The sequence below is a fragment of the Lentibacillus songyuanensis genome (genome assembly GCF_039548255.1).
Lineage (GTDB): Bacteria > Bacillota > Bacilli > Bacillales > Amphibacillaceae > Lentibacillus_C > Lentibacillus_C songyuanensis.
This window is the reverse complement of sequence record NZ_JBCLVH010000020.1, coordinates 1-24559: the sequence shown is the minus strand read 5'-3', so window position 1 is coordinate 24559 and position 24559 is coordinate 1. Positions and strand designations below refer to the sequence as shown.

The window sequence follows — 24559 nt, the reverse complement described above, 5'->3', positions numbered from 1 at the left end:
CAAGGAGTTGGCTGGCTCCCACTTTTCTTTTGTGTTTACGACTCAAAATCTCGAAGTGGAAGTCTAGCTGCTCGTTAAGATTGGGATAAACTGTTTATTGGCCTCCCGCGATAGTTACTGTCTCTGAAAGCGACCCATGTGGCCCTTTGTGGTAAATATAAGCTGTTTCCTGGCTAAGAAAATTAGACTCATCTGAAAAAATTTTGAACCAGGTACCATCATCATTGTCGATCTGATCCATGACAATCATAGCGGTTCCGCTACTTGGTAAATGGTATGCGATATCATTGCTAGTTGACGTAGATGGCTGCGTTCTCACATTTAATGGTGCGCTTACTGTCGATACTGCAAGACGATAAGGCTCGGAATTAAACCTGCCAAAGTCTTTCCCGCCAAGCGCCTGATCAATTCGGTACATATAACCAGCAATCTCCTGCCCCCAGAACGGATCAGAAGCATATTTCACATTCATACCCATTTCCTTATTTCCAAGCATCGATCCATTATAATAAGCTCCTTTTGGATCTTGATACTGATTAGCGACAAATTGGCTAACATAGTCGATGCCATCCTGAAACGTGTTAAACTTTTTTGCACCATTATAAGGATCACTATCAATTGCCCCAAATCCATATAGATTATGTTTTGTTTGTGCAATAGCACTGCTCCCCCACGCACTCTCGTGAATAGCATGCGCTAGTAAATAGAGCGCATTGACGCCAAATTGATTCTGTGCCGAAATAAATGCTTCTCCAAGTGTAGCAAGAGGTCCAGGTCCGCCCATCTGGTTTCGGTAACCTTCTGGAATATTATCCTTAATGAACTGGTTCAGTTGATTTGCTGTATACGATGTATCCGTATTTAATGGCAAAATTTCAAAATATTGATATGCCGTTCCCACTTCTTTTCCATCGGAATTAAAAAACGTGTGTCCATTTCGGCTATAATATTTTTGGCCTTCTGACATAAAGTCTGCTGCCGGGCCATAAACAAATGAGCTTGTCTCCGTGACGTGATGGCTCAACATGCCATCTTGAACGGTATAATAAGTGGGGCTCTTTATAATATCCGGATCAAAGCTTGGTTCTTTTGCCTTTTGCTGTGGTTTTTCAGGTGTGGATTGTACCTCTATTGGCGGAGATGATTCTACCGGCATATTTGCATAAAAAGATCCTCCATCTTCTGTATCGCTATATGCATGAATTATCAATAGTAGCAACGCAATCTCAACAGTTGCAATAACGACGATATATATGAATTTACCTCTTACATTATATATATTTGATGAAGATCTATGATTCATGTTTTTCTCCTTTCACAGATTCCTATTTTCTGGTTTCGCTATTCTAATTCTATGAACCTAAACTGTAATTATTACTATTAATGAATTGATTTAGACGATGGTTAGCCAAAATCGGTAATTGAGGATAGCGCTATAGTATATTTATCATCAGCCAAAGAACAAAATTGCTTCTATAGTGATAAACTTGACGAGAAAGTATTTCCCCTATCTCCTCCTGCACTTATTGTTTCGTTTAATTTTTTATTTCCTTCTGTTTTTACATAATTACCGATGGATTTATAAGATCTATAATTCGTAATGATTACTAATTACTACATCATATTATATATAAAATAATATTATTCCTTTTTTTGATAATAGATTTTAACAAACCCTATTCGTCTTTCTCATTAAACTAATCATCTATTAATAGACTAAATTACCACCCACTTTTGGTGAGCTACTTCAATACTATTGAATAGAGTCGTAATCATTACTATTTACAAATCGGAATCATTACGTTAATATATTCAAGAATGAGTGTTAAGGAGGATTTTGTATTGAAAAGAATCATTGTAATTATGACAATTATACTAGTTTCACTTATTATTGCTGGTTGTGGCTCTACTACAAAGGATGAAGCTCAAGCAGATTTAACGATTTATACATCGATTTACCCGATTCAGTATGCCGTAGAACGAATTGGCGGGGATACAGTACATGCTGAATCTGTTTATCCGCCAGGGGTTGATGCACATAGCTACGAACCAACCACCAAAAAGATGACATCGATTGCCTCTAGTGATGCATTTATCTATATGGGTGCTGGCATGGAAGGCTTTGCTGAGACAGCTGCTGACGCTCTAAAATCACAGAATGTCAATTTAGTTGAACTTGGTAAGCACAAAGAACTGTTTGATTCAGAAAATGAAGAGCACAACGAAGAAGACCATAAGGATGACGGCCATCATCACGGAGACCATAACCCGCATATTTGGCTCGATCCTCAACGGATGATAAGTATGGCTGATTTAGTGAAACAAGCGTTAATTGATTTAAATCCAGATAAAAAAGAATTATATACAGATAACTTTGAAGCGTTGAAGAAAGATTTGTCAGCATTGGACAGCAGCTTCAAAAAAACAATGCAACCAAAGCAAAATAAAAAAATACTTGTCTCTCATGCTGCATACGGGTATTGGGAGGAACGATACGGGATTGAGCAAATTGCGATCCGGGGAATCACCTCAAGTGACGAACCATCCCAAAAAGAATTAACATCTATTATTAAGCAAGCGAAAGAAAATGATGTCCATTACATTCTATTTGAACAAAACAGTTCGGATCGAATTTCGAACATCATGCAGGAACAGCTTAACGCCAATGTGGAATATATTCATAACCTGGAAGTCTTGACTGAAGATGACATCAACCAACATGAAAATTATTTATCCTTAATGGAGCATAATTTACATGTGCTTGATAAAGTGACAAAATGAAAGCAGGTGATATACAATGAATCAATCCATCATTACTATGAAAAATATCCATTATAAATATGATAAGCAGGATGTCTTGGATCACATCAATTTCACCTTGCCACAGGGGGCATTTATGGGACTCGTGGGGCCTAATGGCGGTGGAAAGACCACATTTATCAAATTAGTGCTCGGCCTGCTAAAGCCAGATACGGGTGCGATTGAACTGTTTGGTCAACCGATTGAAAAATTTCATGCCTGGGATCGAATTGGATTTGTTTCGCAAAAGGCGAATTCATTTAATAAGGGATTTCCAGCGACTGTTTATGAAGTTGTATCCATGGGGCTTACCGCAAAAATCGGCTATTTTAAGTTTTTTAAAAAACAACATAAAGAGAAAGTTTTACAGGCCATTAATCAAGTTGGGATGAGTGACTATACCCATCAAAACATTGGGAACCTTTCCGGTGGACAGCAACAGCGTGTTTTCATCGCTCGTTCTCTTGTCAATGATCCGGATTTACTTATTCTGGACGAACCCACTGTTGGTGTTGACGCGGAAAATGTAAAACGTTTCTATGAAATACTTCATCAATTACACCAGGAACACGGGATCACGCTGCTACTGGTAACACACGATACCGGAATGATGACTGAATATGCGACCGATATTGTGTGCCTAAATAAAACATTGCATTTTCATGGCAGTCCAAACCAATATGCTTCCATGACAGAACGGGATTTGTCCCAATTTTATGGGTACCCGGTAAATATCGTAACCCATAATCACGCGTAACGGAGGATACAGAATGCTTTCAGATATTTTACAATTTGATTTTTTACGGAATACGTTTTTAACCGGGCTGCTTATCGGCGTCATTGCGCCATTGCTGGGAACATTTATTGTTGTACGGCGCTTATCCCTGATTGCCGATGCCCTTTCTCATGTAACGCTTGCCGGAATTGCCTTTGGATTATTATTGGAAAAAAAACTTGCCATGACATTCATTACCCCTTTTTATGGTGGCATGGTCTTTTCGGTACTTGGCTCCATCTTTATCGAAAAGCTACGGGGGGTTTATAAAGCATATCAAGAGTTAGCAATACCGATTATTTTATCGGGCGGTGTTGGACTAAGTGTGATCTTTATTTCCCTGGCAAATGGTTTCAACACCGAGCTGTTCAATTATTTATTTGGTTCGGTATCAGCCGTTAGTCAGAAGGATTTGTATACGATTTTGGGAATTTCGATTTTTGTCTTGCTGATCATTATTTTATTCTATAAAGAGTTGATTACATTATCGTTTGATGAGGAACATGCAACGGTTTCCGGGATTCATGCCAAGTGGATTCACTTGCTCTTTATTGTACTAACAGCACTTGTTATTGCCGCTTCTATTCGTATTGTCGGAGTGCTGCTCGTTTCTGCTTTGATGACTCTTCCAGTGGCAGCCAGCATGCGATTAGCAAAAGGCTTTAAACAGAGCTTATTTTTGGCAATCGCCTTTGGAGAGCTAGCGGTAATTCTGGGATTAATCTCGGGTTATTATTTCAGTATTCCACCCGGCGGTACGATTGTTGTTATTTCGATTATCATTTTACTCATTTCAATTGGGATGAAACGGTTTTCGTTTACTTTTAAAGGAAGAAGGAATTCAAATGAAACTTAACGAAGCAATTCAGAATTTAAAAGAACAAGGCTATAAAATGACAAAACAGCGAAAAGATATATTAGGCTTTTTCACCAATGCTGATGGCTATCGCACAGCTAAGGATTTAATTCGGTACATGGAGCCAACATATCCTGGCATTAGTTTTGATACCGTTTATCGTAACCTCCATTTATTTAATAAGATTGGCATTTTAGAAACAACGGAGCTGAATAATGAAAAGCTTTTTCGCATCAGCTGCACGACACATCACCATCACCATTTTATTTGTAAGGATTGCGGGAAAACGAAAGAAATTAATGTCTGCCCGATGGAAGATGTTGTTACGAAGGCATTGGCTAATTATCGTATCGAAGGACATAAATTTGAAATCTATGGATTGTGTCCAGCGTGTCAAAGTGCATAAGGCTATCTCTCCCGTCTCCCCTTTATTTTATTAGCGGAAGGAAAAAATGGTGCTTAACTAAGAAGAAATACAAACGGGGATAGAACTGTCAAATTCATTCAACTGTCCTATCCCCCCTCATCAATTAACCAAACACTTCCTCCAACACATTGGATTCTTCATGCTCCAGCATGTTTTTCTGGATAACCGCATCAACGACTTTGTTCATTTGCGCTTTTATTTCCTGTGAAGCGTCCGATTCACCAATAATATATATTTTTTCCCAAGCGTCTTCCTTTGCGCGCTTGTCCAATTTCGGCGCGATGCTTTTATACCACCGTTGTTTGTTGGCTTCATAGCGATTCCGGAAATCTTCCTGTTTGAGACTTTTACCACCTTTACCCATCGATGCATCGGCTTTATGAGGACCCGTAAATTGCCTCCAATGATCGGTTTCAATATCAAGCTCGTAATATGCCGTGTCCGTTATTTCGCCAATCTCTGCCTCAATCACCTTAACCTGATCTTGTTGTACAAGGATCAAACCGGCTTTCGGAAATATTTCATATAATCGCTCGAGCTGCTCCGTTACTGGTGTGTTTTCCCAGAAGAATTCTGTTTTCAAGCGCATTTGGACACGCGTTGCAAACCAGACATCCTCGTCTGCTGTCGCAAATAGGATAATCCCTTTTCGAAAGTTTTGCTCATTGCCACGTACATATTTTTTGACTTTTTGTTTAATTTGTTGAAAGTTTTTCCATTCTTCTTTATTATCATCTTCACTTAAGTATTGTTCAAAATTCCGCAGTCCATTTTTTAAATGAAGCTTCCATTCACCCCCTTGCTGCTCCGGATCGGATGGGTCCGTGTTCAGATACATGGTAAAAACCTTATTTGTCCTCTCTTTACTAACATTTTTCAATTTCTTTATTTCTTCGTGTATATCCATCGATGATCGCACTCCTTTATCCATGACTTAATTATCTGTAGCCGAAAATGGGGCATAATAAACCTGCACTATGAAATGACTTTAAGTCCCACGGCAGCACACAGAATCATGCTAATAAACAAGAGGCGTCGCCAATCCTTTGATTCACCATAAACGAACATGCCAACCAATGCACTGCCAATCGTACCCATACCGGTCCATACAGCATAAGCGGTCCCCATCGGTAAGGACGTCATCGCCATCGACAAGAAAATATAACTCATAACAAAACCACCTAGCAGAATGGCAAATGCCCGCACACTTTTTTTCTTATTCACCATATTAATGCCAGCTACGCCGATCACTTCCCCTGCACCGGCAATGATTAATACTATCCATGCCATTATCCTTGCTCTCCTTTAGCTTCAGGACTATCGGTTACCATTTTCAAGCCAATAACCCCGACAAGCAATAATAGAATCAGTAGTACTTTAACAATACGAAACGGCTCACCAAAAACTGTAAATTCAAGAATGACTGTCCCAGCAGTTCCCATTCCGGTAAATACGGCATACGTCGTTCCCACGGGAAGCCTTTTGGAAGCCACAATTAAAAAGTGCATACTTGCATAAATTGCAATCGCTGTTAAAATCCACGTTCCTGCATTATAGGCATGCTTCAGCCCAACAACCCAGCCAATTTCAAAGATCCCTGCAATAAACACCAAATTCCAATCTCGTTTCATCGTCAACACCTCAGCTTTATTTCTTACTATGATTGGCTCCAGATATCCGCCCCTGATTTTCCAAACAAAAAAGCCCGGGACGATATCCATCTTTAGATATCCTCCCGGGCTTTTGTCCCTCCGTGTACACGTTCGTGCGTTTTCTCTCGGACCAGACCAATCAATTATTGCGGAACCCTAGAAAACTTTCATACCAAGAGTATAACTTTAATTTCACTCCTGGTCAATGTGTTCAGCGCGTCAATTTCATATGACGTGTGTCTTTTAACGAAGCTTCATAATCTTTACCTTCTTTACCTGATGTCCATCAATTTCCGTAACGATAAACTGATAACCATCATATGTAATTGACGTTCCTCGTTTGGCATCCAAATTATTTGTGATCATCCAGCCACCGATCGTATCCACTTCATCAGCTTCCAATTCGATCCCAAATAATTCATTTATTTCCTCAAGCAATACTTTCCCGGAAACAATCGTTGTATCATCATCCACTTGCTCCAGCATTGGCTTTTCATTGACATCGAATTCATCACGAATCTCCCCGACAATTTCTTCCAAAATATCTTCTACCGTTACAAGTCCAGCTGTTCCCCCGTATTCATCAATGACGATCCCCATATGAATACGTTGCTTTTGCATCATAATTAACGCTTGCTTTATCGGTGTCGATTCAGAAAAATACAGAATCGGCCTTATTAACGGGATAATGGATGCTGTTCCATTTTGAAGGCGATTCGTAAACAGTTCTTTAATATTTACTAGTCCAACAATATGATCCTTATCCCCTTCTGCTACCGGATAGCGTGTAAACTGTTTTTCCTGAACGATATCTGCATTTGCTTGTGCATCACTGTCCTTAAAAAAACAAACCATTTCCGTCCGGGGAACCATAATTTCTTTCGCTACCCGTTCATCAAACTCAAAGATGTTATTGACATACGTCATTTCTGCTTGATTAATTTCCCCACTTTTATAGCTTTCAGATAAGATTAAGCGTAATTCTTCCTCCGTTAGAGCTGCTTCATTTTCATTGATTGGTTTGAAACCTACTAAACGAATGATTAGCCGGGAAGAACCATTTAATAGCCAAATAAACGGAAACATCAACTTATAAAATAAAATTAACGGTTTAGCAAACAGTAACGTGACTTTTTCCGCTTTTTGAATAGCGATTGACTTCGGAGCCAATTCCCCTACAACAACATTTAAAAAAGTAATGATCAAAAACGCAATAATAAAAGCGAACAAGGAAGCCAAACCTGAGTTGAGTCCCAGTTTAGTGAAAAGCGGATCGATTAGAACTTTTATCGTTGGCTCGCCAAGCCAGCCTAATCCCAAAGCCGCCACCGTAATCCCTAATTGACTTGCCGATAAATACGTATCAAGGTTATCAATGATTTTCTTTGCGTGTACCGCTTGTTTATTTCCCTCAGCAATTAATTGGTCAATTCTGGTTGGGCGCACTTTTACCATGGAAAATTCTGTTGCAACAAAAAATGCCGTCAATAAAATCAATATCACAATTACGATTAAATAAATGAAATCCATCACGCAGCCGCCAACTCCTTCATGAACACGCAACACTTATTTTCGCCAATTATTCTGTCTGCATACAATACATGACCGCAGTTGCAAAACAAAAAACCTCTCCAGGTTTGGAAAGGTTATCCTTTGTTATTATTTATTCCCTTTAAATGAGCCCTCAAACAATAATTCTTGCAAATCTTTACGGGTCGAAGGTTTTTCCCGATCACGATACGGATCTGCCAATGCATCCTTCTCCCCTTTATACCCTAACGCAACAATTGCCTGAACGGTGTAGTTCTCAGGAATGTTTAATACTTGTTTTGCCTTCTCCCGGTCAAAGCCACCCATTGCATGTGTGATCAGCCCTTTGCGGAATGCTTCCAACGCCAAAAAGCCCCAAGCGGTTCCAGTATCAAAAGCATGGGTTGGATTCGCTCCCCCATCTTCGTTATCCGTTTTGGATAGTAACGCAACTAGTACAGGAGCTTTCTTACACCAAGCCACATTCCCTTCATTAATAAACGTAAGAAACTTCTCACGATCTGCTTGATTACGGGCAATGATAAAGCGCCATGGTTGTTTATTTGCTGCCGATGGTGCCCAGCGTGCCGCTTCAAATATACTATATAAAATGTCATCCGATACATCTTTATCCAAAAATGACCTCGGTGACCAACGGTTTACATAAATCGGATCAATATCGTATGACGCCTTGCGAAATTCTTCTACTTCCAACATTACTGACTGCCTCCTACTTTTACTAAAGTTTCATGACTATTATACACGTTTTGCTTACTTTTTGAAACCCTTTTACTTTTTATAACTATATCTAAACTACTTCCAGTCAGCAAAAAACGAACCAGCCAACATAACTGGTTCGTTTCCCATCCATATAAACTGCTAGTTCGAAAACTGTTCTTCCTCGGTTGAGCCTTTGATGGCCGTAGTAGAAGAAGTTCCACCTGATATCACTTGTGCTACTTCATCGAAATAACCAGTACCAACTTCACGCTGGTGGCGGGTTGCACTATAGCCATCCTCCTCACTTGCAAATTCGGCTTGCTGTAATTGAGAATAAGCTGCCATTCCATGGTCTTTGTATCCTTTTGCCAATTCAAACATACTGTGATTTAATGCATGGAAACCAGCCAAAGTTACAAACTGGAATTTGTATCCCATTTCCGCAAGTTTTTGTTGGAAATGCGCGATTTCTTCCTCTGACAGTTTCCGTTTCCAGTTAAACGATGGAGAGCAGTTATATGCCAACAACTTATTCGGATATTTCGTATGGATCGCATCGGCAAACTTTTGCGCTTCCTGCAAATTCGGTTCAGATGTTTCACACCAGATTAAATCGGCATATGGTGCATAAGCAATTCCCCGATTTATTGCCTGATCAATGCCTGCATGTGTCTTGTAAAATCCTTCTGCCGTACGTTCTCCGGTCATAAACGGTGCATCATATTCGTCAATATTATCGGTAATTAAACTTGACGCATTGGCATCCGTTCGAGCTATAATCACGGTTGGTGTACCCATGACATCTGCTGCAAACCGGGCAGCAATTAAATTGCGGATCGCATTTTGTGTTGGCAGTAATACTTTTCCACCTAAATGACCGCATTTTTTCTCTGACGATAATTGATCCTCAAAATGGACCCCAGATGCCCCTGCTTCAATCATTTGCTTCATCAGTTCAAAGACATTTAGCTGCCCGCCAAATCCTGCCTCAGCATCAGCAACAATTGGTGCAAACCAGTCGATCTCTTCATTTCCTTCTGAATAGTAGATCTGATCGGCACGCTGTAATGCCTGGTTAATCTTCTTGACAACATTCGGTACACTGTTTGCCGGGTACAAACTTTGGTCCGGATACATGTTCCCGGATAAATTAGCATCTGCTGCAACCTGCCAGCCACTTAAGTAAATAGCTTTCAAACCCGCCTTAACCTGCTGTACTGCTTGGTTTCCAGTTAATGCTCCCAGGGCATGAATGTAATCTTTTTCATGAATAAGATTCCACAATTTCTTTGCCCCTGTCATTGCTAAGGTGTGCTCAATATCGATTGATCCTCTTAAACGAACCACATCTTCTGCTGAATAAGGTCGTTCCACCCCTACCCAGCGTAAATCTGTTTCCCACTCATTTTGCAATGTTTCCACTCGTTTTTGTCGCATTTAACATTTCCCCTCTCCATTAATTAATTAGTTATATACAGGTATCGTTAAAATTCATTACGCCACGTTGGTGACTGATCAACTGCATAAAGCATTTCATCGAGACCTTATTCGCGTTTCCCAATCCTTTTGTTGTAATACAATGTTCATACAATCTAATTGTTATATAACATAATATGCAAAAAAATTTAGTCTTCTCTTTTCTTGGATAAACAATAATCACATTCCAACAAATAACCTTTCGCTTTCATTGGCTTTCCACATTGCTGACAATGAACATGTGTGGTATTTTTCATCCTTTAAGCCCTCCCTTTTTATATAACAGATTTGTTTATTGTTCCTTTGTTATAACACAGTATATAGATTCCATTTTAAAAATGCAACCCTTTTTTCAAAAAAATTTAAATTATCCGAGACATACTGCGAAATATGGAAGGCCACAGTCTACATAACAAAAATGGTGGTCGTTGTTTTTTATGGGAGGATGACAGAACAAGTTAGGTTTACCAAAAACATACCTTATTAACTGAACTGAATATGGAAATATCGTCTTTTGAATTTGTTGCTATTCATTTGTTTTTTAGTTTTATGGAACAGATTCATTATCCCGCCATTTTTTGTAATTAAGTTAGCCAAATATGATATAATGCTAACGTTATCTATAGCCTGAGGAGGAGAGGGATTTGAGATACTTTCGACTTGCGGGAACACGCACAGTCAAAACCGGTATAGCCATTTTCATAACAGCTTGGGTATGTGTCCTCTTGGATTGGCCACCTGTTTTTGCTGTCATAACGGCAATCGTTACAATTGAACCAACCGTGGCTGATTCCATTCGAAAAGGAATTGTACGTTTTCCGGCCTCCGCTATCGGTTCGGCATATGCGGTGTTATTCATCTCTTTATTTGGCAATTCACCACTTACATATACGCTTGCTGCTGTGTTTACCATAGCTACCTGCTTTAAATTACGGTTACATGCCGGACTGCTGGTTGCGACATTAACTGCAGTTGCCATGGTTGAGGTAATTCATAGTAATTACTTTATTGCATTTTTAATACGGCTTGGAACAACGACAACAGGGCTACTTGTATCAACGCTCGTTAATATGTTTGTTCTCCCGCCAGATTATACAAAGGAAATCACGAAGAATATTCAACAAATCAGCAAACAAACGGGTCGTGTCATTCATCAATCGTTAACACAGATAGTCGAGCAACGTAATCAGATAGGATCCGATACAGCTTCTAAGCTGAATGAACTAGCTAAAAAACTGCATCATACCGAATTATTAATTAAATTTCAACAGGATGAATCAAAGTACCATCCATTAGTAGGAAATGAAAAAGAGCTGTTTCATCATGGCATTAAGCAAATAAACCAATTAAAACTAATGCATTATCACTTGAATAATTTAATGAATACGCCACCCACCACGAAAACATGGAGGGAAAGAGACCGCGCTATTATGTTACAAGCCGCCAATGAATTAACACAGAGCTTGGAGGATCAGAGATATTATGATCCAGTCCGACACCAGAAACAGTTGGAGCAGTTAATGGAAATTTACTGGGTAAACAATGAGGAAATCATCAATGAACAAGCACACCCAGCCAATTTTCCTCCCAAATTAATTATCATGTATGAATTTGTTACGATCTATAGCCTTGTGGCCCAATTTTATCCCACCTTAACAAGCAATTAACTCCCACTTATGATTTTTTATGCTATCCTAAAATCTTGAAGTGGGAGTTTACTCCTGTTAAAAGTTAAGATAAATAAAAGAGGATGATCTCCCACATGAGATCATCCTCTTTTATTATTTCTATTTATTTAACGCGTCGTACATTACCATTAAATGCTTTTGACCAGTAAGGATTAGACAAACTAACAATTGCCACTCCAGTAGAACTTTGTGATCCAATAAATTTATTACCGCCTACATAAATTCCAACATGACCATTTTTTCTTCCATCCGTATCAAAAAATAGTAGATCACCAGGTTGCATGTTGCCGGATGAGACTTTGGCTCCACTGTTCACTAATGCTGATGTAGTAGCAGGAAGGGAGATTCCTTCTTGTGAATAGGCCCAGGAAACAAAACCAGAACAATCAAATCTGCCATGTTCCACATCATAGGAATTACGGCCGCCGCCCCATACATAAACAGAGTTTCCGATATATTTATTACCTGCCGTTATCGCTGATCCCGTACTACTGCTCGATACAGGTTTTGAAGCAGTCTTTGCTTTTGGCTTGCTTGCTGAACTTGCTATTGTACTTGCCGTCGCTTGTGATGTTGTACTGCTTTGAGCACTTTGTGCAGGAGAGTCATTATTTACTTCTGCCATGTTTTGGCGGACTTCTGCTTCCAGGTCAGCAAGATCACTGTCTTTAGTTTCCAAATTTGCTTTCATATCTTTTAGTTTTGCTTCTTTATCCTGTAATTTTTGTTTTGCTTTATCATTTTGCTTCTTTTGTTCCAATATTGTCTCTTGCATTGCTTCTTGTTCTGCTTTCATATCTTTTAAATCGCTAAGCTTGTCCTTTACTGCATCTTGTTTCTTTTCCACTTCTTTTTTATCTGCTTCCTGTTGCTTCATTAAATCGGAATCAGCTTCAGAAATGGTCGAAACTGCGGAAGCACGGCTGATAAAATCACCGAAGCTCTTTGCTCCAAACAAGACATCTAAATATTGAACGTCCCCACCATTTTTTTGATAGGATTTAATTCGTTCTTTCATAATTCCAAAACGTTCTTCAATTTTATCCTGCAATACTTGTATTTCATCTTCCAGCTTATCTACTTTTTTCTTCTCGCTTTTAATCTTATCTTCTGTTTTATTCACTTGTTTTTTATTATCGGCTAATGCTTGATCAACCCTGGCAACTTTTTTATTCAAAGCCTCTAAATCTAGTAAAACATCAGCAATTTTCGCCTCTGCATCTGAAAGATTGGCTTTAACCTCTGTACGCTCCGTTTGAATTTGGGAGACGGATTTTTCCGCATGCGCTGTCTCCGCAAAAAATGCACTCGAAAAACCAACCACAGCAACAGTGGATAGTGTAACAATTGTTTTTTTCAACTTTAATTTCCCCGCTTCCCTTATACATAACCGTGTTTCTCTATGTATGATAGCTCGTATAAGCTTTTTTACAGTTATGTTATTAGTTTTTTAAATCTATGTATGTATTTATTTCCTTAGGTAATTCGTAGTATATCATCTAAAAATGACAAACGTGTAATACTAATATTACAATTATATTTCATTTTTGACGTAAACTTGCTTTTTTCGATGTTAATTTCGCGTTCTTTTTACAAAAAAACCGTCATAATAGGACTTCAATCGATTATGCTAATTTTTCCATTCCAATATTTACATGTTTCTTTTGACCTAATTTTTGTTACAAGTTTTAAAAAGGACGAACCCATCGTTTGATGAATCCGTCCTGGTCCTTTTCGAAATATACAACAAAGCGTGAGATTGTTTATGTGCTCGCCCAATATAGCCGAGTTGCTCTACCAACCTAGCGATGGGGCCAGCTATTACTGTTTTTCCTTCAGAATGGGGTCAGACTTACCGAAGAAGTTCGTTAGCAATCCATTCATACGATTTGATTCTTGCCTCATGGTCATGGACAATTGTCACAATCATCAGCTCATCCACCTGATAGGCTTGCTGCAAAATTCTAAGCTGTTCCTCCACTTCTTGCGGGTTTCCAATCACCATTTTCTCTTTGGCTTTACGTACCATTTCCTGCTCTTCCTCCGAAAAGGGATAACTAAGTGCCTCATCCACGGTTGGTACTCCTTCTTCTCCCTCCCCTTTCGCACGTAATACATTCCATAATAAACTGCTCATAGCTAGTTGTTCCGCTTTTTCCGTTGTTTCCGCACAAACGACGGTAATCGTCACAATAACGCTTGCCGGCTGTTCCGGATGTTTTTCTGCCATCAACCGCTGATAGTTTTCAACAATTGCTGGACCATCCGCATCACTCATAAAATGACCAAATGTATAAGCCATCCCTTTTTCCGCGGCTAATACCGCACTTTTCCCGCTTGTCCCGAGCATCCATGTCTCCGGAGCAATGGATGGTACCGGTGTCGGCTTTATTTTGGCATACATATGATCTTTCGGAAAACCATGATGTAAAAAGCGCAATAAGTCATCAATCTTTTCCGGTACCTTTCGTACTTGTTCCAAAAAATTATCCGACAATGCCATCGTAACTTCCGCCGAGCCGCCCGGTGCCCTGCCAATGCCCAAATCGATACGATCTGGATATAAGGTTGCTAACATATTATAAATTTCCGCTACCCGAAACGGTTTATAATGCGGTAATAACACGGCACCAGCACCTATTCGAATGTTTTTTGTTTGTGAGGCGATGATACCAATCATCATATCCGGAACAGGACACGCCAATCCGGTCAAATCATGATGTTCAGCAATCCAATAGCGTGTATAGCCAAGCCGATCACCAACCTGTGCAAGTCTGATCGAATCCTGTAATGTCTCCTGTGCCGTTTTTCCGGCTGGAATTGGTGCTTGATCGAGAATACTAAGTTTCACGACGTATCCCTGCTTTCTGTACGAATTCATCTGTCCATAGTATATGTCTTTCGCTAGGTTTAAGTAAAATGACTTAACCGCTGCGTACGATTAAGTCATTTTTATTTACAGTTCATTGATAGCCAAAACGTAAATCCCCAGTACAATAACAAATATAGAAGCAGCGAATTTACAAAGCCAAAAAGGGACTTTACACTGCCCTAATGTAAAATATGCTTGTGGAAAACGATAGTTGAGCGAGCGATACAATGTTGTGATTCCCATTAAAATTAATATAATAGCAATTAAATTAAAGAATAGAATCCTAATCCTCCTCCTGATTATCTTCTTCACATCGGCTTTTGATCCGTTCAATCCAACGTTGCAGTAATTGATAATATTGTGGAAGAACGCTTGCTATTTCAGTGGATAGCGATTCGTTGTATGTATGTACTGTCATATTGCGATGATCCACCATCTTTAAGCCCAAAACAGTTTCCTCCTCCGTAAAGACTCCGACTTCCCGAAACGAACGGATCACACCCTTAGGCGAACCAATATCAAGACCTTCTACATCGTACAAATAGTTTTTACCTGCTTTCCAGCATGCTTCAAAACTATACTCGAAACGCTGAATCGCTGCATCACGTTCAATATCTGTCAGATCCTTTATATTGATCAACTCGGCTAATGTATTCAATGCTCGATTTGCGACTTGAATGCGTTCGAATAATCTTTCCATTTTATTCCCTCCCTTTCAACCTTTTTTGCAAATTCTTGGTCAGCTTTTGATAAATCGACTAAATCAACACGATATGGCAGCGTTGATTCCTCAATGCGTTCCCGAAGTTCCACCCATTTAAGATTTGGTATTTCTTCTGGAGATTGTAGTGCAATATCTATATCTGAGGTTCTCTTTTCCTCCATACGAGCCCATGAACCAAACAAATATATATTAGCTGGGGTATCATTTAATGTAGAAATAATAATATTTTTTAAATAGTTCAATACTTGGTCTCTATTTTGCATATTATAGCTCACGAGAATCACCTTTCATCATTTTCATTATTATAACATATTCAGTCGATTCATCTTGAGTTCTTCATTATATGTGAATGTTTATTCAACTCAAGTGATATTCAGGGAATTTGTAGAAAAGAAAAAAGCAGACCCACCTATACAAGTAAGTCCGCTACATTTATAGCAATTTAACACGTAACCATCTCCGAAAGCACATAATGATACAACAATTGCTCCGTATAATCTAACGAGCTCTCATGGGTTCGTTCGTATGCATGTGATGAATCAATGCCAGGGCCGATTAGACCGTGAACAATATCATTACCCGCTTTGATTGCTGCTGAGGCATCTGAACCATAATATGGATAAATATCCAATTTATATTCGATGTTATTTGTTTTTGCTAATTCGACCAAATGTTTACGCAATGCGTAATGATATGGTCCGCTAGCATCTTTTACACAAATCGAAACGGTATATTCATCCGTTGATTGGCCGTCACCCATGGCACCCATATCAACCGCTAAATATTCAACCGTCTCAGGCGGGATATTCGAGTTTCCTCCATAGCCAATTTCTTCATTATTAGAGATCAAGAAATGGGTCGTATATGGCAGGGTTGTGTTCTCCTCTTTTAGGCGTTTAATCAACTGCAATAAAATACCAACACTTGCTTTATCGTCCAAATGACGCGATTTAATGAATCCATTATCCGTAAACTGAACACGTGGATCGAACGAAACAAAATCCCCCACTTCAATGCCAAGGTTGCGAATATCTTCTGCATTTTTCACCTTCGCATCGATCCGTACTTCCATGTTTTCCTGGTTGCGTTTGGCTTCCCCAGCATTTTTATACACATGGACCGATGTTTGATGCATCAGGATCGTACCTGTATACGTCTTACCACTCGATGTCTCGATTTCACAATATTCTCCTTCAATGGCGTTGTATTTAAACCCGCCAATGAGATCGAGACGAAGCCGGCCATTGTCCTTTATTTCCTTCACCATCGCACCAAGTGTATCGACATGGGCTGTTAGCATGCGGTGTTCCTGATCATTTGCACCAGGCAATGTGGCGATTAATCCACCTTTTCGATTACGTCTTGTTTCCACCTGCAAATTTTTAAAAATATCTTCCACATGTGAAATGACATTTTCCGTCTTACCTGAAGGACTCGGTATTGAAACCAATTGCTTAATTTGGTCTTTTGTTTCCTTGACGTTTGGGTATGTAGACATGGTAATCTCCTTTCAAAAACAACTATCCACCAATTATTGTATCGTTAATTTTAAGGAAACAAAAGCATTATGTGATGGAGCGTCTTTCTCCAATCATTTCCTGTCTACTTTTTTGTGTTCGCTTGCAGGAACTTTCTAATATCATCTGGCGTGAATCCTAATTTTTTCGCTAGCAGGATCAATGTAACCCACTCGTCGCTAACCCGCCCTTCTTTTGTTCCCTCGATCACTTTCATTAGCCCCATCATCTCCCCTGATTTTTTACACCAGAACACATAAAACCGCCAAACATCAGGCATTCATTCGGTCATTATGCAACAGACAACCCTCCTGAAGGTTCGATTAATGACAGTGCAGTCCATAAACCAAAAGATTCACGATTGTCTCGGTAAGCTCTTCAGGAGTGTTTAGCCCATGCAGCAATTTTGTCATCGTCAGTCGTTCCATAATTCCCATGATACTTTCAGCAACAACCTCCATATCGATATCCGAACGAAAATAACCATCTTGTTGTTCAGCAATAAGATTGGTGGCTATTTGCTTGGATAATTGTTGCTTTAATTCATCTGCCTCTGCAGTGACAAATAATCCAATCTTGGTTAAGTGCGGATTTTCCCTAAAAAACCAGAAAATAGTGGTTAACTTCTCTTTTATACGGTCAGGAAAGAGCGTGTGCGTCAATCCAGATTCCAGCCTGCTATTTGCAATTAAATTTTCCAATTCTGTCCGAAACCAACGAACCAACTCCGTAAATACCTCCTCTTTTCCTTCAAAATATAGATAGAAGGTTGGCTGGCTTAATCCTGCCCGCGCCACAATCGTGCTAATCTTTGTTGCATAATAGCCATTCTCCGCAAACTCTTCAGCGGCAATCTCCAGTAACCGTTTCCGGCTTTGCTCCCCGCTTGCCCCTTTTTTTCTCCCTCGTTTACTCATTTTATGACAACTCCAACTATTGACATTCATTATATTACTCACGAGTATTATCTGATACTTTTTCCCTATAGTCAAGGTATAAATATAAAATATTTTTTAAATTCTTGAAAACAATGATGTTTGTTGCAAACAAAAAGACCTCCTGCATAAAGGAAGTCCTTTTTCTGAAACAAATCGGTTTATACCTCGTCGTTAAAGCTTTGAATCATATTCGCCATATGGGCGTACGATCCACCCGCAAGCAATGCCGATGCTACCAGTACTGCCTCTGAAAGCTCTTCTTCGGTCGCACCCGCTTTATCGGCATTTTTCGTGTGAACATCAATACAATACGGACATAATGTCGCATGTGCGACCGCGACCGCAATAATTTCCTTGAATTCGGCACTCAATTCTCCATCTTTCATTACCGTGGCACTGAAGTTGGAATAACCTTTAAAGCCATTAGGAGCGCTCTTACTCAGCTGACCGAGTTTTTTTAAATTAGATCGTTGATACAATGTATCCGGCGCTTCCGTATCCTTAGCACTATGCATATTCGTACTATGTGTAACTGCACCGCCTGCTTCTACTGCCGAAACAACAAACACCGCCTCAACCAATTCTTTTAACGAAGCCCCAGCCGCCTTTGCTTTTCGGGTATGAGAATCAATACAATATGGGCACTCAGTTACATGGGCGACGGATACGGCAATGATTTCTTTTTGCTTATTCGTCAACGCTCCTTCTTTGAACACCGCTTCATTAAATGTTGAAAAAGCTTGCATTTGATCCGGTACGAAATCCTTTAGTTGATTTAAATTTTCCATATTTCCACGTTGATAGAGATTTATTGCCATGTAAAACATCCCTTTCATAATCTTTTTTTACCTAATAGGAACTATCTTAAACTTTCCCCTTTTTAATCAAGTTCAAAACAACAAATATTATTGAATACATTAGAATGATTTAATATTAATAAAATATGAGTTCCAAAGAGAAAAGAGGTGTTAACGAATTAAAAAATGGGGTGCCGCCTATTTAGCCGGAATAATTAACGGAGAGAGAACAATAACTTTAACTAGAGTGCACAGTAAAGAAAAAAAGAGCCGAAAATGGATCTTAACAAAATACAACTCAGTAACACCGAGAAATGGGAAATATAATAAAGAATCATTAAATAAAAAAACTTTGGAGAGAAGTTTTTTGCACTGTAACGAAGTCTATTTTGCAATTTAAATGTTTTCCAATTTTGAATATGTGACGTAAAGCATATAATTTCCTAGCAATAAAGCATATAGTTTCCAACCCTAGAGCCACAAGGCTTTTCACCATTTCATTAAGGTTTTATCTCCAATAAATTAAATTACTTTTCGAATAAAGTCGTGTTTTACTACATATTTAGATTTTTAGGAAGCTTTATGCTTTACATTTTTATTTTAGGAAATTTTATGGTTTATTGTTATTTGATTATGGCTATAAGTATGTACCACTCGTTGCCAACACATTTACCATTGGGTATTTTCAAGAAAACAAGAAATGCAACTTTGAGGAACTTGAAAGATAAAAAAGTTTAATACATCCGTACCGAGGAATTAGACAAATGATTTTAAACAATTGCGATCCTATTACTGAAAGTCTGGGAAAAATTGCTGCCTTTAGCTTGTTAGATTTAGCTCCACTTTAATCTAACCTGTCCTTTAATTCATTGCCTTAATTCCTAACAGCCAAGTTCCTAATTTTGTACAAGAATTAGAACTCGTTAATAACAAAATCGATCAAATTAATGTCATCATCTGACAGATTAAACTTCCTTTGTACCTCTTCATATGTGCTTCCTTTTTTAACTAGTTCAATTGCTTCTTCCAAGATTTCATCATCACTATATTCATATTTCTCCTCTTTTCCATTCATATATACATCACCTCTATCTAATAATATAGAATTTAAACAATTAAGTTAACAGGGCCATAGAACCAGATAATTCATACCAAGCTATAAACATTAGTTAATAAGTAGTCTTTTCTTAATCCGTACATCATTAGGGATTAACACTTTCTTAGTGTCTATATTACTATTCACACATTAATTGTTAAAGGTTAGTTTAAAAAAAGTGAACCCCCACCCTTTAATCCGCTAAAATCAAAATAAGAGTGAGGGTTCGATACTGTACAAAGCAAAATACATTTTCTTTATTCAGAAGGAACGCCGTCTGAACATCTTTATCATGTTATCCGAGAATGTTGCTTGCGCATTCTCAGTATTTATTTTCAACAAACTTTTTTATTTTTATAATACATTTTAAATCGACTATGAATAAATATAATAACTCCAAAATAAATTAGCTTTAGCCTTCAAATTTTATACCTAACGATTCTAACATTTCATTTCTAAAGGTTCTAAAATGTCTTTCCATAAATATGTTTGGATCTGAAATCACTTTATTAATCTGACTAAAACTTGGATATATACCTTTTTGATGCAAACCTAACATAATAGTTTTTATTTCCTTTTCTATAACTTTGATTCTTTTTTCTTTCCCAATTTTAATAAACTGCTGATGTCTTTCAATAATCTTTTTACATAATTCAGGGTGATATTTTTGTGCTGTTCTTATGGATAATCCATAATCCTTTAGACTTTTCTTTAAGCTCTTTGGTCTTTCATGGGTCAATATTTCTTTTAAAATAATTTCAATATCTTTTTGTCGCTGGATAACGGAATTCTTACGATGTAAAGCGAAATTATCTAAAATCAATTGACTTAAATGAGGGAAATTATTTTTAGCTGCCGTTCTACTAAAACCTCCTACTCTACAAACCTCAGCAAGACTTTTAGGAGTAGATTTTGTATAAGCGGCATCTCTTAAATAGCTTTCCATTTCTACTATTGTAATCTTACTGACTTTTCTACTCTTATCAAAGTCATCTACTTTCACCTTTAAATACAAATTTTCATCCGAAATCATTTCGTAAATGGTACAACTTAATTTATTTGCTATATGAAGTAACTTTTCTGGAGATGGATTCCTTTTATTCTTCACCCAATAAAACATTCCTGAATAATTAACTCCTAGAAATTTCGAAAACTGCAACAAACTTTCAAACTCCAATTGCTTTTCTAGTTTTTGTAGAACATTACTAATACAGTTTTTATTTGGGAATGACCTCAAACTAGGAGAGACTTCAAATAATTGCTTATAATTTTTCAAAACATTTTTTTGATCTTCTGAAAGTATCTTATTTTCATTTGAATTACTTTCTCCCAACCACTTTAAACAATACTGACAGTGACCAACTATTAAATTTCTATGAATATAAGACATTTTTTTTCCGCAGTGAGGGCATAATTCCTTTAGACTTATTTGATGCCTATCACACACCTTAATTTCTGAAATCGCCCAAAGAAGTGGCTCATAAACTATACCTAATTCCTGTTGAAACATTTCCAAACATAAAGGACACCACCTTCTGTTTCTATTGACTATATTTTCATTAAATAAACCACCCCAGTTAATCATTGTGGTATATTGTATATCCTTTCGCCCAGTTAGTTTCTCAATGCTACTAATAAGCTCTAAGCTAAAGGTAGATATACCATTTGCAAGATGTTCTCTATAGGTATTACCTCGTTGAGATACATCGATTTTGATATTTTCATTTTCCATAACTGGTGCAAAGACCTCTTTTAGCATAACTGTTTCACTAATATTATGTTTTTCTGCTAATCTAGCAATATAACTTAATAGACTTTCTACATAAGGTGTACCAATACCAACCGGTTCAATATTATATAACTCTGTTCTGGTGGATAAAAAATTATCTACTATCCTTTGTTCATCTACTAAACTACTTAAATGTAAATTCATTACTGATTCCCCCTGATGTATGATAATACGTTAACAAGTAAATTTAAGAAATAAAAAATTGAGTAGGAAGTACCCACTCAATTTTTTCTAATATATTATAGGACCTAAGCTTGGGCCAACCCTACAGTATCCCTTTCTGGTTTTCTTATTCCTGGCTTAGGATTATTTTTTCTTTTTGGTTTTTCATTATCTTTCTCATTTTTAGTTCCCAGCAAAGTTTGAAGCTCTTTTTTGTCTTTTTTATTATCACTGAAATAGGATTCTCCAGTAATTGCTTCATTTGCTAGTGTTAAAAGCTTTTTCGTTTGTAAAACATTTCTTTTCAAATTTTGATAGGTAATAGTTTTTTCCTCTCTTTCTAAGGCATCTGAAAGGCATCTTTGTAACCAATTCTTCAGAATACCAGCACACCCAATGGAATTCTCATATATATATTCCGAGTACTTCTTTAAATCAGGTTCCTTCTCCACAGGTAACAATTTCTGAAAGGTGAATAATAAAGCTTGGAAGTACCTTCTATCTTCAGCATTAGTATAATCATACCTCGGAAAGTGAATTTCCTTAACCCTTCTAGATAACTGACCATCTAAATTGAAAACAGCATTTAAATCATAAGTTCCAAATAAAACAATTTTTGTGGTACTCATGTTTGCTAATGATTTAATAGAATTAAATTGCCTCTGGTTCTGTTCACTGCTACCCCTTTTTTCTGAATTAATTTTAAAAAAGTGCTGTGCTTCATCAATTAGAAGTGCTTTTGTTTTCCTGTTAAAAAATGCACTCTCTATTGATCTACGTAGCTCTGGCGCAGTATTTGCATTAAGGGGGTTGTTACTGTCAGTTTTCTTATTTTTTTTATTTTTCTTTTCAATATCAGAAACATCAATCTTATAATCAATTAAAGGATCCCTTAATGATGAAAGTACTCTATAATAAAAATCTTTCCAATTGAATTTCCCTAAATCTGGATTTGGAAGCTCAATACCAGAGATAGGGATAATGCTTCTATCTTTCTCAGTTTCTTCTTCCATATCTCTGAGAACAGATAACATTGTTGCAGAAAAGAGTCTGGATTTTCCAACTCCTGATGGGCCAACGACCATAATGATGTTTTGTGAGCCTTTATAAATTTCATTTTTTAATTCGTCTGAAACTTGTTTCATTTTTGTATGACTAACAGTAAAATCATTAAAAAACTTTTCGCGCTCTTTTTTAGACTTTGATAAAAGATCTTCTTCAAATAACCTTTGTTTTTTTGCCACCTAAACCAACTCCTCACAATCCCACAATCATCATATACGGTCTCTGAACAATTGTATCCCCCATAGTTTCACTTTATTTAATCAGGTTTCTTCATTATTAATTATCTTTAAGTCAGCCCTTACAACTTATAATTTTATCCATTCTCCGTCTTACCATTTAAATACTTGTAACACTAAGTTGGCATCGAATCCATTGATTATTAACATACGCATATAATATTCCAGTATTTAGCGGATCAAATTTAACCTCAACCTTAGTATACTCAATCATTGGATCGTTAAATTGTTTGCACCAATAATATAAATAGTTTAATTTAATCCCCCGTCTTGGCTGAACTTTTCTGGTTTTACCTTTTGGATAAGGTAGTGTCATCAAAATAAACGTTTCGTCATAAGGAATATAGATATTCGGATGTCCAGATACCTCAAAGGAATTAAGAAATACTTCTTTGGGACTTTGTTGAAGTGATAGATTTATATAATTGTCATATACATTATTTATCCAATTTTCAAGTCGTTTATTTAAGGAATCGAGTGTCCATACTACATGGTTTTTGGGGTTCACAGATTTATTAACCTGCTGTACATTTCTTGTGTTTCCCATAAGGTTATGGATAAGGAATTTATTTGTTAATCCAAATAATCTTTCAACCACATTATTAGACCCCGCCTTTGCAGGTGGTCTTTGTTGCATATGAATTCCATAAGTTTCAAGAAAAACTTCAAAATCAACACTATTAAATTCCTTTCCACCATCTAATACTAAAGTTTTTGGAAGTCGGTTATATTTTTTTACACACTTCCTAATAACCATCATACAACTATTGTAAGAGGGTTCTTCAAAGGTTAGATAAAAAGCAAGAACCCTTCTTGAATAATCATCAATCATTAGTGTTAACCAAAGTTGCTTAGAATGCCTACCATCAATATCTACTTCTATATCTAATTTAGTATGGTCAATGTATACTAATTCGAAAATACCTTCAGCATGTTTCGAATTAGTAAATTCTAGTTCTTTATAAAATCCCTCATATTTATATAAGGTTCTTCTTTCCTTTCCAAGCCCATACTCTTGCTCATTTGTAATTCCATTTAATGAATCTTCTCGTTTATTCTTAGATTTTGATGAAGGGTATTGTTCAAGTAATCTTTTTCCTTTTGTCACCTATATCAACTCCCCAAATATCTCAAGATCGTCATCATCATAAATATCATCAGTTTCACTAGAATTTTCATCATCCATATTTTTATCATTTGAACCATTTTTGCTATCAAAAACCTCTAAATCTGGTTTAGTGGAAGATAAATTTTCGTTTATTAATTCTTCTTCTTTTAATTCAGATTCGATAATATATTGTGCAATCATTTTTGCTGTCACTGTATTGTTTTGTGAATATAATTTATTCTTTTGCCTAATTTCTATAATGGACCCATAAATCTAGACACGAAATAAGGAGATGTTAAAGTAGATTTATGGGGAAAAGAAAACAATATTCA

Annotated in this window: 26 protein-coding genes and 1 riboswitch; of the genes, 5 read left to right on the top strand and 21 right to left on the bottom strand. The window is 37.4% G+C overall.

Annotation, left to right across the window (positions count from 1 at the left end):
* Positions 1-94: 94 nt before the first annotated feature.
* Positions 95-1303 carry an N-acetylglucosaminidase gene (locus tag WMZ97_RS16685; protein ID WP_343273230.1) on the bottom strand — a complete coding sequence of 403 codons (1209 nt, stop codon included), beginning with the start codon at positions 1301-1303 and terminating at the stop codon, positions 95-97.
* 539 nt (positions 1304-1842) lie between these two features.
* Here WMZ97_RS16685 and WMZ97_RS16680 point away from each other — a divergent pair.
* From WMZ97_RS16680 to WMZ97_RS16665, 4 genes are read left to right on the top strand one after another with little or no spacing between them, the layout of a single operon-like run.
* A complete protein-coding gene (locus WMZ97_RS16680) occupies positions 1843-2781 on the top strand; it encodes a metal ABC transporter substrate-binding protein (RefSeq protein ID WP_343273229.1) in 939 nt (312 codons plus the stop codon).
* Positions 2782-2797: 16 nt separating this feature from the next.
* Complete coding sequence (locus tag WMZ97_RS16675; protein ID WP_343273228.1) at positions 2798-3556, top strand: metal ABC transporter ATP-binding protein; 759 nt, start codon at positions 2798-2800, stop codon at positions 3554-3556.
* Positions 3557-3569: 13 nt separating this feature from the next.
* Positions 3570-4430 carry a metal ABC transporter permease gene (locus WMZ97_RS16670; protein ID WP_343273227.1) on the top strand — a complete coding sequence of 287 codons (861 nt, stop codon included), beginning with the start codon at positions 3570-3572 and terminating at the stop codon, positions 4428-4430.
* On the top strand, positions 4420-4836 hold the full coding sequence (locus WMZ97_RS16665; protein ID WP_343273226.1) for a Fur family transcriptional regulator: 417 nt from the start codon (positions 4420-4422) through the stop codon (positions 4834-4836). The genes WMZ97_RS16670 and WMZ97_RS16665 overlap by 11 nt, the downstream gene beginning before the upstream one ends.
* 124 nt (positions 4837-4960) lie before the next feature.
* Here the strand turns inward: WMZ97_RS16665 and WMZ97_RS16660 are convergent, their stop codons facing one another.
* The 7 genes from WMZ97_RS16660 to WMZ97_RS16630 form a co-directional block, all read right to left on the bottom strand.
* A complete protein-coding gene (locus WMZ97_RS16660) occupies positions 4961-5764 on the bottom strand; it encodes a VLRF1 family aeRF1-type release factor (RefSeq protein WP_343273225.1) in 804 nt (267 codons plus the stop codon).
* A 68-nt stretch (positions 5765-5832) separates the two neighbouring features.
* Positions 5833-6147 carry a DMT family transporter gene (locus WMZ97_RS16655; RefSeq protein ID WP_343273224.1) on the bottom strand — a complete coding sequence of 105 codons (315 nt, stop codon included), beginning with the start codon at positions 6145-6147 and terminating at the stop codon, positions 5833-5835.
* Positions 6147-6578 carry a DMT family transporter gene (locus WMZ97_RS16650; protein ID WP_343273223.1) on the bottom strand — a complete coding sequence of 144 codons (432 nt, stop codon included), beginning with the start codon at positions 6576-6578 and terminating at the stop codon, positions 6147-6149. Before WMZ97_RS16650 ends, WMZ97_RS16655 begins: the two co-directional genes overlap by 1 nt.
* A 9-nt stretch (positions 6579-6587) precedes the next feature.
* Positions 6588-6680, bottom strand: a riboswitch (guanidine-I (ykkC/yxkD leader).
* A gap of 72 nt (positions 6681-6752) precedes the next feature.
* A complete protein-coding gene (locus WMZ97_RS16645; RefSeq protein WP_343273280.1) occupies positions 6753-8039 on the bottom strand; it encodes a hemolysin family protein in 1287 nt (428 codons plus the stop codon).
* 129 nt (positions 8040-8168) lie between these two features.
* Positions 8169-8756, bottom strand: a complete 588-nt coding sequence (locus WMZ97_RS16640; RefSeq protein ID WP_343273222.1) for a nitroreductase family protein — start codon at positions 8754-8756, stop codon at positions 8169-8171.
* A gap of 162 nt (positions 8757-8918) precedes the next feature.
* Positions 8919-10196, bottom strand: coding sequence for an isocitrate lyase (gene aceA / locus WMZ97_RS16635; protein ID WP_343273221.1), 1278 nt, complete (start codon positions 10194-10196; stop codon positions 8919-8921).
* Between the two features lie 188 nt (positions 10197-10384).
* On the bottom strand, positions 10385-10492 hold the full coding sequence (locus WMZ97_RS16630) for a YhfH family protein (RefSeq protein ID WP_343273220.1): 108 nt from the start codon (positions 10490-10492) through the stop codon (positions 10385-10387).
* A gap of 387 nt (positions 10493-10879) precedes the next feature.
* On the opposite strand from WMZ97_RS16630, the gene WMZ97_RS16625 reads away from it, so the two are divergent.
* On the top strand, positions 10880-11902 hold the full coding sequence (locus WMZ97_RS16625; protein ID WP_343273219.1) for an aromatic acid exporter family protein: 1023 nt from the start codon (positions 10880-10882) through the stop codon (positions 11900-11902).
* Positions 11903-12026: 124 nt separating this feature from the next.
* On the opposite strand, the gene WMZ97_RS16620 is transcribed toward WMZ97_RS16625, so the two are convergent.
* The 13 genes from WMZ97_RS16620 to WMZ97_RS16560 all read right to left on the bottom strand — a co-directional run bounded on the left by WMZ97_RS16620 (position 12027) and on the right by WMZ97_RS16560 (position 24428).
* Positions 12027-13283: a C40 family peptidase gene (locus tag WMZ97_RS16620; RefSeq protein WP_343273218.1), complete on the bottom strand. Its 1257-nt coding sequence runs from the start codon at positions 13281-13283 to the stop codon at positions 12027-12029.
* Positions 13284-13775: 492 nt separating this feature from the next.
* Positions 13776-14774 (bottom strand): LLM class flavin-dependent oxidoreductase, encoded by a 999-nt coding sequence (locus WMZ97_RS16615; RefSeq protein WP_343273217.1) that lies wholly within the window; start codon positions 14772-14774, stop codon positions 13776-13778.
* A 304-nt stretch (positions 14775-15078) separates the two neighbouring features.
* Positions 15079-15495 carry an HI0074 family nucleotidyltransferase substrate-binding subunit gene (locus WMZ97_RS16610; protein ID WP_343273216.1) on the bottom strand — a complete coding sequence of 139 codons (417 nt, stop codon included), beginning with the start codon at positions 15493-15495 and terminating at the stop codon, positions 15079-15081.
* The gene (locus WMZ97_RS16605; RefSeq protein ID WP_343273215.1) at positions 15450-15794 is read right to left on the bottom strand and encodes a nucleotidyltransferase family protein; all 345 of its coding nucleotides are present in this window, start codon (positions 15792-15794) and stop codon (positions 15450-15452) included. The genes WMZ97_RS16610 and WMZ97_RS16605 overlap by 46 nt, the downstream gene beginning before the upstream one ends.
* A gap of 167 nt (positions 15795-15961) precedes the next feature.
* Positions 15962-17017: a M42 family metallopeptidase gene (locus WMZ97_RS16600; RefSeq protein ID WP_343273214.1), complete on the bottom strand. Its 1056-nt coding sequence runs from the start codon at positions 17015-17017 to the stop codon at positions 15962-15964.
* Positions 17018-17121: 104 nt separating this feature from the next.
* Positions 17122-17253 carry an anti-repressor SinI family protein gene (locus tag WMZ97_RS16595; RefSeq protein WP_343273213.1) on the bottom strand — a complete coding sequence of 44 codons (132 nt, stop codon included), beginning with the start codon at positions 17251-17253 and terminating at the stop codon, positions 17122-17124.
* Between the two features lie 106 nt (positions 17254-17359).
* Positions 17360-17953, bottom strand: a complete 594-nt coding sequence (locus tag WMZ97_RS16590) for a TetR/AcrR family transcriptional regulator (protein ID WP_343273212.1) — start codon at positions 17951-17953, stop codon at positions 17360-17362.
* Positions 17954-18132: 179 nt separating this feature from the next.
* Complete coding sequence (locus WMZ97_RS16585; RefSeq protein ID WP_343273211.1) at positions 18133-18792, bottom strand: carboxymuconolactone decarboxylase family protein; 660 nt, start codon at positions 18790-18792, stop codon at positions 18133-18135.
* An 892-nt stretch (positions 18793-19684) separates the two neighbouring features.
* Positions 19685-19846, bottom strand: a complete 162-nt coding sequence (locus WMZ97_RS16580) for a hypothetical protein (RefSeq protein ID WP_343273210.1) — start codon at positions 19844-19846, stop codon at positions 19685-19687.
* Positions 19847-20279: 433 nt separating this feature from the next.
* The gene (locus WMZ97_RS16575; RefSeq protein WP_343273209.1) at positions 20280-21800 is read right to left on the bottom strand and encodes a TniQ family protein; all 1521 of its coding nucleotides are present in this window, start codon (positions 21798-21800) and stop codon (positions 20280-20282) included.
* 104 nt (positions 21801-21904) lie between these two features.
* Complete coding sequence (locus WMZ97_RS16570) at positions 21905-23062, bottom strand: TniB family NTP-binding protein (protein WP_343273208.1); 1158 nt, start codon at positions 23060-23062, stop codon at positions 21905-21907.
* A 157-nt stretch (positions 23063-23219) separates the two neighbouring features.
* Positions 23220-24227: a DDE-type integrase/transposase/recombinase gene (locus WMZ97_RS16565; RefSeq protein ID WP_343273207.1), complete on the bottom strand. Its 1008-nt coding sequence runs from the start codon at positions 24225-24227 to the stop codon at positions 23220-23222.
* Positions 24228-24428 (bottom strand): hypothetical protein, encoded by a 201-nt coding sequence (locus WMZ97_RS16560; protein WP_343273206.1) that lies wholly within the window; start codon positions 24426-24428, stop codon positions 24228-24230. It lies immediately after the preceding gene.
* Positions 24429-24559: the final 131 nt, after the last annotated feature.

What these genes read in the sequence shown, in the direction of transcription:
- WMZ97_RS16685 (WP_343273230.1), bottom strand. Translation starts at nt 1,303, where the DNA reads ATGAATCATAGATCTTCATCAAATATATATAATGTAAGAGGTAAATTC.
- WMZ97_RS16675 (WP_343273228.1), top strand. Translation starts at nt 2,798, where the DNA reads ATGAATCAATCCATCATTACTATGAAAAATATCCATTATAAATATGAT.
- WMZ97_RS16670 (WP_343273227.1), top strand. Translation starts at nt 3,570, where the DNA reads ATGCTTTCAGATATTTTACAATTTGATTTTTTACGGAATACGTTTTTA.
- WMZ97_RS16665 (WP_343273226.1), top strand. Translation starts at nt 4,420, where the DNA reads ATGAAACTTAACGAAGCAATTCAGAATTTAAAAGAACAAGGCTATAAA.
- WMZ97_RS16660 (WP_343273225.1), bottom strand. Translation starts at nt 5,764, where the DNA reads ATGGATATACACGAAGAAATAAAGAAATTGAAAAATGTTAGTAAAGAG.
- WMZ97_RS16655 (WP_343273224.1), bottom strand. Translation starts at nt 6,147, where the DNA reads ATGGCATGGATAGTATTAATCATTGCCGGTGCAGGGGAAGTGATCGGC.
- WMZ97_RS16650 (WP_343273223.1), bottom strand. Translation starts at nt 6,578, where the DNA reads ATGGATATCGTCCCGGGCTTTTTTGTTTGGAAAATCAGGGGCGGATAT.
- WMZ97_RS16645 (WP_343273280.1), bottom strand. Translation starts at nt 8,039, where the DNA reads ATGGATTTCATTTATTTAATCGTAATTGTGATATTGATTTTATTGACG.
- WMZ97_RS16640 (WP_343273222.1), bottom strand. Translation starts at nt 8,756, where the DNA reads ATGTTGGAAGTAGAAGAATTTCGCAAGGCGTCATACGATATTGATCCG.
- aceA (WP_343273221.1), bottom strand. Translation starts at nt 10,196, where the DNA reads ATGCGACAAAAACGAGTGGAAACATTGCAAAATGAGTGGGAAACAGAT.
- WMZ97_RS16630 (WP_343273220.1), bottom strand. Translation starts at nt 10,492, where the DNA reads ATGAAAAATACCACACATGTTCATTGTCAGCAATGTGGAAAGCCAATG.
- WMZ97_RS16610 (WP_343273216.1), bottom strand. Translation starts at nt 15,495, where the DNA reads ATGGAAAGATTATTCGAACGCATTCAAGTCGCAAATCGAGCATTGAAT.
- WMZ97_RS16600 (WP_343273214.1), bottom strand. Translation starts at nt 17,017, where the DNA reads ATGTCTACATACCCAAACGTCAAGGAAACAAAAGACCAAATTAAGCAA.
- WMZ97_RS16595 (WP_343273213.1), bottom strand. Translation starts at nt 17,253, where the DNA reads ATGAAAGTGATCGAGGGAACAAAAGAAGGGCGGGTTAGCGACGAGTGG.
- WMZ97_RS16590 (WP_343273212.1), bottom strand. Translation starts at nt 17,953, where the DNA reads ATGAGTAAACGAGGGAGAAAAAAAGGGGCAAGCGGGGAGCAAAGCCGG.
- WMZ97_RS16585 (WP_343273211.1), bottom strand. Translation starts at nt 18,792, where the DNA reads ATGGCAATAAATCTCTATCAACGTGGAAATATGGAAAATTTAAATCAA.
- WMZ97_RS16580 (WP_343273210.1), bottom strand. Translation starts at nt 19,846, where the DNA reads ATGAATGGAAAAGAGGAGAAATATGAATATAGTGATGATGAAATCTTG.
- WMZ97_RS16575 (WP_343273209.1), bottom strand. Translation starts at nt 21,800, where the DNA reads ATGAATTTACATTTAAGTAGTTTAGTAGATGAACAAAGGATAGTAGAT.
- WMZ97_RS16560 (WP_343273206.1), bottom strand. Translation starts at nt 24,428, where the DNA reads ATGATTGCACAATATATTATCGAATCTGAATTAAAAGAAGAAGAATTA.